The sequence below is a fragment of the Altibacter sp. genome (assembly GCF_019913785.1).
Lineage (GTDB): Bacteria > Bacteroidota > Bacteroidia > Flavobacteriales > Flavobacteriaceae > Altibacter.
Map to the genome: position 1 here is coordinate 1 of NZ_JAIOHK010000034.1, position 15,026 is coordinate 15,026.

The 15,026-nt window shown below is 40.6% G+C and carries 12 protein-coding genes and 1 pseudogene; 9 read left to right on the top strand and 4 right to left on the bottom strand.

Features of this window, described 5'->3' with window-relative positions; all coding sequences use genetic code 11:
* The 4 genes and pseudogenes from K8F54_RS05280 to K8F54_RS05295 form a co-directional block, all read left to right on the top strand.
* Positions 1–288: pseudogene (locus tag K8F54_RS05280) on the top strand (lysine--tRNA ligase); the annotation flags it as partial.
* A gap of 139 nt (positions 289–427) precedes the next feature.
* A complete protein-coding gene (locus K8F54_RS05285) occupies positions 428–2,593 on the top strand; it encodes a T9SS type A sorting domain-containing protein (protein ID WP_290788070.1) in 2,166 nt (721 codons plus the stop codon).
* Between the two features lie 114 nt (positions 2,594–2,707).
* On the top strand, positions 2,708–3,145 hold the full coding sequence (locus K8F54_RS05290) for a MarR family transcriptional regulator (RefSeq protein WP_290788073.1): 438 nt from the start codon (positions 2,708–2,710) through the stop codon (positions 3,143–3,145).
* A gap of 7 nt (positions 3,146–3,152) precedes the next feature.
* Positions 3,153–4,487: a S41 family peptidase gene (locus K8F54_RS05295; protein WP_290788076.1), complete on the top strand. Its 1,335-nt coding sequence runs from the start codon at positions 3,153–3,155 to the stop codon at positions 4,485–4,487.
* A 96-nt stretch (positions 4,488–4,583) separates the two neighbouring features.
* Here K8F54_RS05295 and K8F54_RS05300 read toward each other — a convergent pair whose 3' ends face one another.
* Entirely contained in the window at positions 4,584–5,888 is a 1,305-nt protein-coding gene (locus K8F54_RS05300; protein ID WP_290788078.1) for a hypothetical protein, read from the bottom strand.
* Positions 5,889–6,153: 265 nt separating this feature from the next.
* Here K8F54_RS05300 and K8F54_RS05305 point away from each other — a divergent pair, with 265 nt between their 5' ends.
* The 3 genes from K8F54_RS05305 to K8F54_RS05315 all read left to right on the top strand — a co-directional run bounded on the left by K8F54_RS05305 (position 6,154) and on the right by K8F54_RS05315 (position 8,448).
* The gene (locus tag K8F54_RS05305) at positions 6,154–7,419 is read left to right on the top strand and encodes a fibronectin type III domain-containing protein (RefSeq protein ID WP_290788081.1); all 1,266 of its coding nucleotides are present in this window, start codon (positions 6,154–6,156) and stop codon (positions 7,417–7,419) included.
* Positions 7,420–7,559: 140 nt separating this feature from the next.
* Positions 7,560–8,012 carry a hypothetical protein gene (locus K8F54_RS05310; protein WP_290788084.1) on the top strand — a complete coding sequence of 151 codons (453 nt, stop codon included), beginning with the start codon at positions 7,560–7,562 and terminating at the stop codon, positions 8,010–8,012.
* An 82-nt stretch (positions 8,013–8,094) separates the two neighbouring features.
* A complete protein-coding gene (locus tag K8F54_RS05315) occupies positions 8,095–8,448 on the top strand; it encodes a hypothetical protein (protein WP_290788087.1) in 354 nt (117 codons plus the stop codon).
* A gap of 51 nt (positions 8,449–8,499) precedes the next feature.
* Here K8F54_RS05315 and hemL read toward each other — a convergent pair whose 3' ends face one another.
* From hemL to K8F54_RS05330, 3 genes are read right to left on the bottom strand one after another with little or no spacing between them, the layout of a single operon-like run.
* Positions 8,500–9,789: a glutamate-1-semialdehyde 2,1-aminomutase gene (gene hemL / locus K8F54_RS05320; protein ID WP_290788090.1), complete on the bottom strand. Its 1,290-nt coding sequence runs from the start codon at positions 9,787–9,789 to the stop codon at positions 8,500–8,502.
* Positions 9,790–9,798: 9 nt separating this feature from the next.
* Entirely contained in the window at positions 9,799–10,638 is an 840-nt protein-coding gene (locus tag K8F54_RS05325) for a glucosaminidase domain-containing protein (RefSeq protein ID WP_290788093.1), read from the bottom strand.
* Between the two features lies 1 nt (position 10,639).
* Positions 10,640–11,482: a pyridoxal-phosphate dependent enzyme gene (locus K8F54_RS05330; RefSeq protein WP_290788196.1), complete on the bottom strand. Its 843-nt coding sequence runs from the start codon at positions 11,480–11,482 to the stop codon at positions 10,640–10,642.
* A 366-nt stretch (positions 11,483–11,848) separates the two neighbouring features.
* On the opposite strand from K8F54_RS05330, the gene K8F54_RS05335 reads away from it, so the two are divergent.
* On the top strand, positions 11,849–14,014 hold the full coding sequence (locus K8F54_RS05335) for a hypothetical protein (RefSeq protein ID WP_290788096.1): 2,166 nt from the start codon (positions 11,849–11,851) through the stop codon (positions 14,012–14,014).
* Positions 14,015–14,187: 173 nt separating this feature from the next.
* Entirely contained in the window at positions 14,188–15,021 is an 834-nt protein-coding gene (locus K8F54_RS05340) for a hypothetical protein (protein ID WP_290788098.1), read from the top strand.
* The last annotated feature ends 5 nt before the right edge of the window (positions 15,022–15,026 follow it).

Sequence of the window (15,026 nt, forward strand, 5' to 3'; positions counted from 1 at the left end):
ATGGACCGACTCGTTATGTTCTTAACCAATAATGCCTCTATACAGGAAGTACTGTTCTTCCCCCAAATGCGACCCGAACGACGAATCGCCGCTGATATAGCGCTCACTCAGGAGGAGAAGGACCTTTTCGAAATTCTAAAAAAGAACTCTCCCATTTCTTTGGAGGATCTAAAAACGCAATCCGGTCTTAGTAATAAAAAGTGGGACAAGACTATTAAGCATCTTACCAAGAGCAAACTCGCCAAAGTGGAGAAGACCGCAGACGGATTAATGGTTGAAGTGATATAAGCCGTATTTCACACTTATTTTTAAAGGCATTTCTGATTATAGACACACAATTTATTGTGATAATTATTTATGAATCTGCCTTAGAAAATATTTTAGCTTTATATTAGCGGTCTTTAATTTTCAAAAAACTAATTTTCCAATGAAAAAATATCTATTGCTACTGGCTGTGGTTGTTGCATTTACACAGTCCTCGCTTACACAAAACAGCAAAGAAAGTGTTGCTCAAACTTGGTTAAACCACAACATAACCGATGTGAAGACCAATCAGAGTTTTAATATGCTCCATAGCAGAGCGGGAAAATCGGGAGAGACTTTCAGATATTACCACACGGTTAATGGTGTGGAGGTGTTTGATTCCTCTATTGCCATTCACGTATCCAATAAAAATGAGGTGACCTATACTGCAAGTACCTTTGACAGGACTGTAGAAACAATTGACACCACGCCAAATATTTCGGAGAACGATGCGCTAAATGCTGCAATCAACGCTCTGAATATTGAAGGAGTTATATCTCAAAAAGAAGTAAAATTGTACGTATACAATAAGCTTGACGAAACTAAATTGGTGTATCGGGTTACAATCAATTCGGAGAACTTAACCGGGCATTGGGAAACCATTGTAGACGCAAAAACCAATCAAGTGCTTAGCACAAGAGATATTGCCATCTACGAGAATACCAAAGGAAAAGGGGCAGTAACAGAAGTACAACTATTTAAGGAAAAGGGAAATATATTTCCTATGGCAAAGAACGCAGGAGCGTCTATGCTGGTTGATGGAACTGCCTTGGTGTTTGATCCGGATCCCTTGACCAAAACAACTAGTCTTTATGGCGGTAGCTATGTAGATGGGAATGATGCGACAAATGCACAACTGGATGCAGCCAGAACTGCTGTTACACTATATGACATCAGCTTTGATGGCGCTTTATATTCGTTAGAAGGACCATATGTAGAAATAGCGTCCATAGAAGCTCCCAACACCGGATTGTTTTCACAGGCATCTTCAGACTTTAGTTTTAACAGACAGGAGCAGGGCTTTGAAGCTGTAAATTGCTATCATCATATTGATCAAAGTTTTCGATGGATAAATGACGATTTGGGAATTCCATTAACGTCTATTTATAATGGCGGAGTAATGCGTTATGACCCGCACGGTTTAAACGGTGCCGATAACTCCTATTATTCGGCTGGATCCTTAGTGTTTGGCGAGGGTGGCGTTGATGATGCGGAAGACATGGATGTCGTTTTACACGAACTGGGTCACGGACTGCATGATTTTGTCACCAATGGAAGTCTTTCCCAGGTACAAGGATTAAGTGAAGGAACCGGCGACTACTGGGCAAATTCATATAAAAGAAGCTTAGGCTTTTGGACGCCAGCAGATGCATCGTACTACTATGTTTTTGGTTGGGACGGACATAACCCATTTTGGGGAGGTCGTGTAACAAATTACGGCGCCATGTATCCGGGAGGACTTACGGGTTCCATCCATACAGACGGTCAAATCTGGGCGACCGTACTATTAGAAGTTTGGGAGATCATTGGAAGAGAAAAAACCGATGCTGCCGTTTTAGAAGGCTTGGCAATGACCAATAGTTCGACCAATCAACAAAACGCTGCCATTGCTGTACGGCAAGCAGCCATCGATATGAATTACAGCTGTGATGATATAGATGCCTTTACCGATCGATTTGAAGCTAGAGGCTATGTATTACCTGTTTATAACTGTAGTTCGGCCTGTAATATTTCCGAAATAACCACTTCGAACCTATCGCCTTGTGATAATAATGGAACTAACGGTGACCCCTCTGATGATTTCTTTACAGCCGATGTTACGGTTACATTTCAAAATGCAACGCTAACTGGCACACTCGATCTCACCGGAGACGGTACTGCTTCGATTTCAGTAGCTGGGTTAACATCACCACATACCTTTGTTGGTGTGGTGCTACCAGCCGATGGCGGCGCTATAAATCTTACGGCAACTTTTTCTGATGACGGTGCCTGTACGCTTACAGAATCGAATGCAGGAACAGCTCCAGATAGCTGTAGTGTTCTAGGAATTGGTGATATCGAAAATAACGTTGCTATTTCGATCTATCCAAACCCCGCTGATGACACTATTTTACTCCAAAATATTACTCAGGAATACAATGTGGCTATCTTCAACCTGTTAGGTCAAAAAGTTATGGACCAAACCGTAAACACCAACGAAAATGCCATAAATGTGTCCGGTTTATCCATGGGAACGTATTTATTAAAGATTGACGGCTATAGTGACGTACTGAAATTTGTAAAAAAATAACGGGGTCAAACTAAATAACGAATTAAAGGAGCCGCTAACTGCGGCTCTTTTTTTTAACTAAATTTTAATTTTTTTATTTGATATATCAATTATATTTACATCAAATAAGAAAAAATGCATATTCCATTACCATCGGAAACTGTTTTTCATACCATCGAACGCAGTATTAAAGAGTATCGTAAATTCTCGCAAAGGAATATTTCTGAAGTGATTCCCGATATTACTATCGATCAAGGGATGATCCTACTATTTCTAGACAGATATCCCGAATTGTCACAAAAAGAAATAGCAGAACTGATCTTTAGAGACAATGCGTCCATGACGCGTATGATAAATATTATGGTTAAAAACAATTATATCAATCGATCCATTAACGAACAGGACCGCAGAAGGTTTCATCTTGTTATTACCCCCAAGGGTAAGGAGGTACTATTGAAGTTGCCCCCCATTATACTGAATAATCGAGCCCAATCACTCGAAGGTATATCCGCGGAAGAGCAACTCCAATTGATGACTATCCTTAACAAGATATTGAACAACTGCACAAATTAAAAACCCTATGAACAGAGTAATCATTTACATCGTAACCGCAATAGCGCTACTATTGCTTCAAACTGCCAAACTATTTGCGCAAAGTGAGAACAATTCACTTTCGGTCAAGGAAAAAAGTGAAGTTGTAGACTCGGTAAGCAGTAAGCTAAATGCTAATTATGTCTTTCCGGAAGTCGCTAAAAAAATGGCCGATAAGCTCAAAGAAAATGTACGCGCCGGTGCGTATACCAAAATTGTAGAACCACAGGAATTTGCCAATCAGCTTACACAAGATTTGCAATCTGTTAGTAATGACAAACACATTAGAGTGGGTTTTGATCCTCAAGGCATTGCCGAACAACAACAGGCGGTCACTGCCGAAGACAGTGTGACGTTCTTAAACCGATATATTGCAAATTTAAAGCGAAATAATTTTGGATTTCAAGAAGTTAAAATGCTCGGCGGAAACGTAGGCTATTTAGATTTGAGAAGCTTTTCAAATGTCACCTATGCTGGGGAAACCGCTGTAGCCGCGATGAACTTTTTAAGCAACGCCGATGCCATTATAATCGATCTTAGATATAACGGAGGAGGAAGCCCGGCAATGATTCAATTAATAACAAGTTACCTCTTTGGTCCGGAGCCTGTGCATCTAAATAATTTTTACTGGCGACCTAGTGATAGTAATTCCCAAACCTGGACATTACCGCATGTGTCAGGGAAACGCAGCCCAGACACGCCTGTGTATGTGCTTACCAGTGGAAGTACCTTTTCGGCAGCAGAGGAATTCAGTTATAATTTAAAGAACTTAGAGCGTGCCACTTTGGTGGGTGAGACCACAGGAGGTGGCGCACATCCCGGAGGTACCATTACTGCCACCGATCGTTTTACGGTTTGGGTTCCCACCGGAAGAGCGATAAACCCTATCACCAATACAAATTGGGAAGGCACTGGTGTTTCCCCACATATCGCAGTTCCCGCTAAAGATGCATTGACCGTAGCGCATATGAATGCTTTGGAAATGTTGGTAGAGAAATATAAAAATGACGAACTCGCTCATTTTTACAAATGGCCCATTGCTGCGCTGAAATTAGAAAAGAACCCTATCACCCTAAAAGAAAGCACGCTTAAAAAATATGTCGGCACATACGGTCCTAGAGTGGTTACCATTGAAAATGGCCAACTATACTACCAAAGAGGAACAGGAATTAAATACAACCTTATTCCATACAGTGAAAATGAGTTTATACTCGATGGTTTGGATTATTTCAGAATAAAATTTATTTCAGAAAACAACAAGGTGGTGGCCTTAGAAGGTCTGTACAACGATGGGAGAACCGATAAAAATGTGAGAAGTAAGTAAAAAACACCGCCCTTGATTCAAACGAACCAAGAACGGTGTTACCACCAACCTAAATTTTTATATCCTCCTCTCCATATGGAGAGAATGTATGAGGAATTACTCGCCTACCTTACGCAGGTATTCAATGTCGTTTTCAACGGTAAGCAGCAATAAACTAGTTGCCGTACAAAACACAGGGCTTGTAATACAGTGGTGCCCATTCCAACTTCCGTCGTTATTTTGAATTTTCAGAATACGCCCGCTCATATCATCGTACCATTTTTTCCAGTCCTTATCTTTATTAACGGCCAAGGATTCTCCAGTTTGCAAAAAGCTCAGGAATTCCTCTCCCCCATTGTTTCCAAATCCGTTTAGGACATCTTGTCGCTGAGCAGTGGCTTTGGCAGCGTTATACACATTATAAGAGGCATTGTACTCCATAGCCTCCTCTTCCGAATACCCGGATTTCATCAGGTTGTCGACTGTTACCGGGGCATCTCTGTCCAGTTTTCCGGCTTTCTTGGCCTTGTTCAGGGCTTCTTCAGCCTTACGCGCTTCTTTGGCACTGGCACGCACACTCCCGCTAACGGCATACAGCATAACCCCTGCGCCATCGGCCGTATTTACATCTCCTGTCTTTTCGTCGAAATTATCCTTCTGATACGTACGGGTTCTATCCAATACTTCTTTATCTACCTCAGCGCCAACAGCATCGGCTGCTTCTAATGCGCTATTGGCCAAACCGCTTTGCAATACACCGGCCCATCCCGCACCATTTTGTCTTCCCATGGCGTCTGTGCCTTGTTGAATCTTGGCAACACAAATATCCAAACAACGTGCGACTCTCTTTTTGTCGACCCCTTCTAAATTTCTATCCAATAAATTGGAAAAGAATTGGGCCGTAAGCACTGCATCAATATTCTGACCCAATTTTGTTTGAATCTGCGTATTGCGCACTTCTGTGATATAGGGGTTATCTTTGGGTGTGTCCTCTACCGTTTCCAACAAATAATTGATAGCCTGTTTAAGATTTTTTGAATACACTCCTTTTTTAACGGTATTTCCGCTACGCATAAAAGCCATTCCTACCATGGCAGTGGTTGCTGGATCTGCTTTTACCGCATGGGGATCAAGAATATCCTGCGCACTGTGGCTTCCTGCGCCGTAGCCACCATTGGGCAATTGTGCTTTCGAAAGCCATGAGAGTCCGTCACGGACCGACATATTTAAATTTTCATCGTTCTTATAAATATTAAAATCTTCAGAAGATTGTTCGCCCATAACGGTCATAAATACACAACCGTCGATGGGTTTCAGCACACGTGCTGTTTCACTGTACATGTCAGTTTCGGAATTGAATACCGAAAAAAAAGCGCCTGCTATAAATAGTGGTACCGCAACTAAAAGCAATTTTGTTTTCATCTTTATTTGATATTTGTTAAAAAGGAAGAAGGAATGCCCTTAAGAACATCTTCCTTTGATTTGTATATTAGCATTGGGCATTTCACAATATGATTTTTAAATTTCTATCGAAACTAATTCAGACAATAGGTTAAAAAAAAGCCCGTTTAGGGAGTAGGCTGTTTCAGTGAGGGAACCGCAATACTATGGAAGGATTCTTTTTTTTTCGAAAGGAACCGCATGGTTTCTTCCAAATTTTTTACTTTAGACCAAAATATAAATACCCATGAAAAAATTATACCTACTAATGCTAGTAATAGGTCTTGTACTCGTCAACGCATGTGGCAGTGATGACAATGGTAATGGCACAGATTCAGAAAGTCCTTCCGCTCCACTAAATTTAATAGCTTCAAACGTTTCGGATACTTCACTAGAGCTTAGTTGGACAGCTTCTACAGACAATACAGCGGTTACCGGATATCGTCTATATGAAGAAATTTCGGGTAATGTGACTCCGCTTGGTGGATCTACCACAACTTATATGGTAACCGGTTTGACTCCTTCAACACCTTATAAATTTTACGTTACGGCCATAGACGCTGCCGGAAACGAATCTTCTCAAAGTAATACGGTTGAAATTTCTACCGATGAAGCGCCGCTTGAGTTTCTTACCAATCTTTCAGAAATGGGGATATTTACCGGAGACCTGGTGAATTTAGAGCCCGCCGAAAACGTGCAATTATACGAACTGAACAGTACGCTATTTACAGATTATGCAGCCAAGCAACGTTTGATCCGTTTCCCCGAAGGTCAAGCCATGCGGTATAATAACAGTGACCAATTTCCGGTATTTCCAGACAACACCCTTATGGCCAAAACATTTTTTTATTATATAAACGATCAGGATCCGGGTCAGGGAAAGCAGATCATTGAAACGCGGCTTCTATTAAAAATTGAAGGAGCTTGGCAAGTAGGTAACTATGTCTGGAATGCGTCGCAGACCGAGGCTACCTATCGAGAAACAGGAAGTGAAATTCCAATAAGCTATATCGATGGCAATGGCGATACACAAAATGTGGATTATCAAATTCCTTCGAAAGCGGACTGTATTATCTGTCATAGCAATTCGAACACTATTATCCCTATTGGTCCGAAGTTGCGTACCATGAATTTTGTACCTAGCTATACCAATATGAATCAGCTGGAATACTTTAAGGCAAATGGTTTGTTGGAAGGATTAGGAAGTGCTAGTAGTATTTCGGTCTTGCCCGACTGGACCAACGATGTTTTATACACCCTTGAAGAACGAGCTCGTGGTTATATTGATATTAACTGTGCACATTGCCACCAGCCCGGAGGAGCTGTAACCAATTTTAATATTGATTTTCAATATGAAACTCCTTATGCCGACACAGGTATTTACCCGAATAGAGGTGAAATAGAAATGCGTATTCAAAGCACTTTGCCCTCGTATAGAATGCCACAACTGGGACGCACTGTTGTACATGAGGAGGCTGTAGCCGTATTAATTGCCTATTTAGATACGCTTTAGAATCTTTCAGATACTGATACAAGCTGCCAATAGGCAGCTTTTTTTATTTCAGAAGATTAACAAATTATTAATACAAACCGTTTAAACCAAACGGTATTCCACGTGTCAAAACCTTGATGAACTTTAAAAAAATAAATACTATGAAAAACTTAATAATGATCGTCGTACTTCTTTTCGGCTTTAGTGTAGTTGCTCAAAATCCTAAAATGGAGAAAAGGCAAAACAAAAAAGAAATGCATCAGAAGATGAAGGACATGACACCCGAGCAGGTTGCCGCATTGCGCACCAAACAAATGACACTGCAGCTAGATCTTACCGAAGCACAACAAATTCAAATTGAAAAATTAGAACTGGAACGTGCAAAAAATCGCAAGACTCGATTCGAAAGCAAAAAAGAGCGTGCCGAGCTAACAGCAGATGAAATGGCCGCAAAGAAAATGGCGATGTTGGATGAACAGATCGAGATGAAAAAGCAAATGAAGTCGATTTTGACCGAAACACAATTTCAGAAATGGGAAAAAAGTGTTCAAAACAAAAGGGGGCACGGAAAACGCAAACATGCCGATAAAGGAAACGGACCTCGTAATAATTAGCAAAAAATGTTTTTTGGCCTAGTTCTTGGTAAATTGTTTCTAAAATAGTTACATTAGTAACCTTAAATTAAATTTTGAAACGATGAAAAATTTATTCAAATTGACAGCTCTTGTATTTGTACTTTTCTTAGGAATGAATACGATGCATGCACAGACTTTAACCCAAACGGACCAAGACAGACCAGAAGTGGTAGCCAAAGCCATTGCTGAAAAACTTACGTCAGAATTAGGACTGAACGGGGATCAACAACGTGCATTGTTTAGAGCGTATACAGCCAATGAATCAAATTACAGAAAATACGTCAATGGACAGGATCCCAAAGATGCTGCGGTAATTGCAAACAAGAAGAAATACGATGACGTCTTAAAGGAAAATGTGAAAAAAGCCTTGACCGATGCGCAGTATAAGAAATGGTTGAGTTTACAAAAAATGTAGCTGAGCCTATTAAAATTGAAAACCTCCAAAATTAAATTTTTGGAGGTTTTTTTATGCGATTTCCTGAACAACCTTTTCGCAGGCAGCCACAGTATTGTCTATATCTTGATAAGTTAGTGCATCATTTAAAAACCAACTCTCAAAAGCACTTGGAGGCAAATAGACTCCTTGGTTCAACATGCCGTGGAAAAATTGTTTAAAGGTTTCATTATTGGCATGGGCAGCCGTTGTGAAATTGGTTACAGGCGTTTCCGAAAAATGAATAGAGATCATGGACCCCACTCTATTGATGGTATAAGGTAGCTTACTTGTCGAAAGCACCTTATCCAATCCCCGATGTAGGTATTCAGTTTTCGAAGCCAAGGAGGTAAAAATCCCCGGATTATCATTCAATTGTGTCAACATGGCCAATCCTGCGGCCATGGCCAACGGATTTCCACTAAGCGTCCCCGCCTGATAGACCGGTCCAACCGGTGCGAGAAAATTCATAATCTCCTCCCGAGCTGCGAAAGCACCTACCGGCAAGCCTCCTCCTATTACTTTTCCAAAAGTGACGATATCTGCACGAACATTATAAAACTCTTGTACGCCTCCTTTGGCCAATCTAAACCCCGTCATGACCTCATCGAAAATTAGCAGTACCCCATTGGAATCGCAAAGGTCTCGCAACCCTTGTAAAAATCCTTCAGCCGGCGGAATACAGCCCATATTACCTGCTACAGGCTCTATAATGATACAGGCAATTTCATTTTTATGAATTTCTAGAAGTTGTGCTACCTGTTCCAAATTGTTATAAGATGCCAAAATCGTATCCTTTGCCGTCCCCTGAGTTACACCGGGGCTGTTGGGGGTGCCATGAGTAACGGCCCCACTCCCTGCCTGAATTAGAAAGGAATCACTATGACCGTGATAACAACCGGCAAACTTAATGATCTTGTCTTTGCCCGTAAATCCCCTAGCCAATCGAACCGCACTCATACAGGCTTCGGTACCACTATTTACAAAGCGTATCTTATCCACATTGGGCACCATGGAAACCGAAAGTGAGGCAATTGTTGTTTCAATTTCGGTAGGCATTCCGAAGGACGTTCCCTTTCGGGCCTTTTCGATGACCGCATTTACAACTGGTTCGTAAGCATGACCCAAGATCATAGGACCCCAAGAAGCTATATAATCGATAAGTGTATTGCCGTCTTCATCATAGAGATAGGCTCCTTTGGCTTTTTCAACAAAAATTGGCGTTCCCCCTACGGCGTTAAAAGCTCTTACGGGAGAATTAACACCTCCCGGAATAACCCGTTGCGCTTCAGAAAATAAAGCGCTACTTCTTTTATAAATCATGATTGCGTATTAATTTTTTACAGGATGCAAATATAACACTTGCCCAATAGAAATGGTATCAGATTCCAATCCATTGTACTCCATTAATGTATCGACTGTAATATTAAATCTACGAGCAATGCTATAGAGCGTATCACCTCTTTGAACGGTATGTGTTCCAATTTTCGAATTGTCCGGGCGAATAGGACTCGCCTTACTTCCTAAAATTTGGTCGTCGTATTGTGTTAGATTATACCGCTCAATGATACTTATTAATTTATCCGGGTATTTGGGATCGGTTGCATAGCCGGCCTTTCGAAGCCCTTTCGCCCAACCTTTGTAATCGTCTTTCCTCAGTTTAAAAAGATTTTGATATCTGCTGCGCTGGGTTAAAAACAGCGAATGATCCCTATACGAATACTTTGGATCCTTATATTTTCTGAAACATTCCTGAAGTTCATCATCGTCGTGATACACCCGTTCACCGGTCCATTCCGTATGACATTTTATTCCGAAGTGATTGTTGGCCTTTCGAGTTAGCTCTCCATTTCCGGCTCCGCTTTCCAGAATACCCTGTGCCAAGGTAATACTGGCAGGAATTCCATACTGAAGCATTTCTTCTTTTGCAATCTCGCTATAATTTGAGATATATAGAGCTACAATCTCTGCATAGGTAGCATTTTTCTTCGGCGCTTCCACAATTGTTGTTGATGCCTCCTTGTCGTCGGGAACAGTTTCGGAAGTGGTTGTAGATATAACCACCTTTTCTGTTCTGGGTTTTTTTCGAGGTTCAACGGTCCTTTTTTTCGATTTACAAGCAGTAAGGCATAAGCTGCTAATAAGGAGTAGGATGGTAATTCTGTATAGCATATTACACTATAATTTGAGGTAGATTTTTTTTCTTCAGTCTTTGGTTCATTCCGGCTATTCCTTGCAGTCCCCCGGTATGAACGGCTAAAATACGGCTATTTTCCTTGAAAAAACCCCTTTTTAACAAGTCGGTAATCCCAAACATCATTTTTGCCGTATACACAGGATCCAGCTGTATTCCGTTTGTTTTCTTAAACTCATTTATAAAACGAATTAAAATAGGATCTATTTTAGCATAGCCCCCAAAACAATACGAATCGATAATCTCGTAATTGGTTTTATCTGTGTGTTTTTGTACTTCTGAAGTTTGAAAAGTACCCTTTAAGGCTGAAAATCCAAGGACGTATTGATGGGGCAAGGAAGCACTTACTATGCCCGAAAGTGTACCCCCGGTTCCTACCGAAGCACAGATATAATCGAAGTCCGATGCAGTTTCGGTTAAAATTTCCTCACAGCCCTTTACCGCCAATTCATTCGTGCCCCCTTCAGGAAGAAGATAGCAATTGCCAAATTTTTCATATAAATTCTTTATAAAACTGCGCTCATTCTTACATTTATATGCTTCACGAGAAACAAACTGTAATTGCATCCCACAATCTTGTGCAAAATGAAGTGTAGGATTTTCTAATATTTTGGCAGCAAGCTCTTCACCCCTAATGATCCCAATGGTTTGCAATCCAACCTCCTTCCCCAAGGCAGCTACCGCTGCTATATGATTTGAAAACGCGCCACCAAATGTTAAAAGTGTTGTATAGTTTTCGTTTTGGGCTTTCAGCAGATTGTACTTTAACTTACGGAATTTGTTTCCTGAAACCTGTGGATGAATTTGATCCTCTCGTAACATTGTCAAAGAATAATTACCTGAAAGCGTACCGGGAAGATTAATTTCCTGATACTCAGATATAATTTTTTTTCTGAAAAATTCACTCGCCGATATCTTTTTCATCTTAAAAACTTGTTTTTGCTCTCATTTTTAAAAATAACGCAAAATGGAGTGACAATTCTAATGGAATTTTGAAATATATGTAACAATCTATCATTCAATCTATTAATTCTCTAGTCATTTCGAGAAAATTTACAACAACATTCTATGTTAATTTTAACATAATTTAACTAATTTTGTTAAAGTTTGATGTATTTCATCGATTTATATTGTTTTTTGTCGATTTTATATTATAATATTGTAGGAAATTTCTTAATCCCCAATCATATGAGAAAATCTTTACTCCCAACAATTTATACATTTCTTTTAACTGTCTCATTTTGTATAAATGTTTCGTATGCACAGGTTGGAATTGGCACTACAACTCCGCAGCCTGGATCTATTCTGGATATTAGTACCACCAATAAAGGTGTATTAGTACCTAGGGTTAATATCGCAAATCTAAATACTATCGCGCCTATAACAGGTGGCGCAACCGAGGGTTTATTGGTCTACAATACCAATGGCATCACAGGAGTAGGTTTCCACTATTGGAATGGCTCGCTTTGGATTCCCATAATTAGTAAGGACTGGAAACAAGGCGGAAACGTTGGCACAAATCCGGCTACCGATTTTCTAGGAACTATAGACAATGTAGATTTACGTTTCAGAACAAATAATACCGACCGATTGGAAATTACGAATTCGGGTCTTTTTAGAGCCTTTTCTCCCGGAACCGTTACGAACCCATTATTGTCTTGGGATATCGATTCGGATACAGGGATTTATAGAGGCGCCGATGACCAACTTAACTTTGCGGCTGGAGGATTGGATTTTATCAGCTTACAGGAAAATGCCAATGACGCTCTGGTGATAAACGATTCGGGTGCCGACGTGAATTTTCAAGTTGAAACCATAAATAATGCAAACACCTTGTTTATTGACGGTGCCAATGACAATATAGGTATGGGTACAGGGACTCCTAACAACAGTGCCCAATTAGAAATAGCCGATACAGACAAAGGACTACTTATCAATAGAGTGGCGTTGACTGCGACCAATTCAGCAGCACCGGTTACGGCTCCTGCTACAGGCTTATTAGTGTATAATACCGCCAATTCTAGTAGCGGAAGTACAGAAGTATTACCCGGATTCTATTATTGGGACGGATCCCGATGGGTTGCCATGGGTGGTACAGGAGGAAAGGATTGGTCATTGGAAGGAAATGCAGGTACTTCTTTGGCAGCCAATTTTATTGGAACTACCGATGCTACCTCGGTAAACTTTAAAACCAATAACCTTCAACGAATGCAAATAGACGTAGACGGAACAATAGGTATAGGAAATAACCCTTTTACCGATACTGCACTACGCGTAAACAATAATGCCCAACCCTATGGTGTAATTGCACAAACGTCCAGCAATGGAGTTTCGCTCTATGGAAGTGATACCGGAACGGGGCTTGGGGTTTACGGAACATCCTCTAACAACCATGGAATATTTGGAACCACAGACTACACTGGAAGCATTTACCTAATTGGTGGTATTATTGGCTGGGGTGGTGGATTCAACGGGGCAAACGGGGTTTTAGCCGTTGCCGATCAGAATGCTACAAGTAACTCGAACATGGGAATTAGAGCCGTGGCGGGGAGTACGACTTCTATCTCTTCCAATCAAGTATTAGACGTAGCTGTAAATGCGAATGCTATAGATCTTGGTTTATATGTAATGACAGAAAAATCCAATGGCGAACGCGAAGCCGCTCGCTTTCAAACAAATTATTCGGGATCTCCTATAGATGCAGACGCTCGTGATATGCGAGCTCAATTGGCGGGGTACACGAATAACAGTATGGTAGGTGGCAATAATATGTACTATGGAGGATTTTTCTATAGCGGCGGATCTAGTAGTGGTTCATACGCATATGCTGGCGCTCGCTACGGAAACACGAATTACAAAATTATTGGCAATGGAACTGTTTCAACCATAGTAGACGGTGTTAATGGCGATGAGAAAAAAGTAATGTTTGCAGCCGAAGCCCCAGAAGTCTTATTTGAAGACTATGGAACCGGACAACTTACTAATGGTATGGCCAATATTTCGATAGACCCAATCTTCTCGAATAATATTCTTGTTGATGCGTCGCATCCGTTAAAAGTATTTATTCAATTGGAAGGAGATTGCAATGGTGTCTACGTAACTAACAAATCGGCCACCGGATTCCTAGTAAAAGAATTACAAAATGGAAATTCTAATGTTGCCTTTTCATGGCATATTGTTGCCAATAGAAAAGACGATATTTCAGGAAATTCTTCTGATGGCATCACAAACTATAGTGGTTTACGATTCCCAGATGCTCCGAAAGCAATCGAATCTGAAACCATGGATTCTCAAGAAATCAAGAATTTCACACCATCAGCAAGCGGATCTATTCCAAAAACTTCTGGAAAATAGATTCCTAAAGCACTGTTAATTACCATATTGCCTGAAATACGCACGAAACAAGTTTGTTTTTGTGCGTATTTTCCTATATATGTTAATTTTTTATGCATTTTGTCGAATTATTAAATCTTTTATCGGTTTTCTTACGTATACTTGTCGTAACCAAATCAGTAATCCTCAAATATATGAGACCTATTTATGCCCCCAAACGACGCTTTCTGCTATGTAGTATTGGCTTGTTTTTTTCGCTTATAGTTTCAGCGCAGATAGGTATTAACACCACCACTCCCAACGGAATTTTAGACATTAACAGTAGCACAACCGGCTTTGTATTGCCCAGGGTTAGTCTGACTTCCACTATTGTTCAGGCGCCGGTATTAAATCCGCAAACAGGTAGTATTCCTATTGGGACTACTGTTTACAATACAAATACCACATCAACTGGAACCAACGATGTCACACCAGGCATGTATGTATGGGACGGAAGTAAGTGGGCTATTGAATTTACAAGAAAGCAAGCCCAGCTTTATGAATCGTCTTTAGGGATCCGCACTGTATCTACTGGAAGTTTTGCAAACGTCTCAGGCTTGACGAATCAGAGCTTTACCGCCAAATACACCGGCTATTATAAGGTCCTCTTAAACGTCAACTATGGCGGAGGTGGAGCAAAAGTTCCTAAAAAAACCGGAAGTGGTCAATCACAAGGTTACTTAAATATTGCTAGGCAATCCGGTACTTTCCGACTTAATTTTGGAGGTACTAATTACGATATTCCTGTTCATACCTATTCTACAGCCTATGAGCCCTCAGTAGGTGCCACCAACTATTTTGCCATTTGGCAAGAGTTTTCAAGTATCTTTTACGTGTATCTCAATGCAGGAACCGTAAGAAACTTTACACTTTCATTTGATCAAAATGCTGCTCCGGAATTTGTTAGTAATGGAGATGGCAGCACGGGAAGAGGATATATTGCATATGATATCCCATGCACCGTAGAAATTTTATACGTAGGAGATTAAAAAAC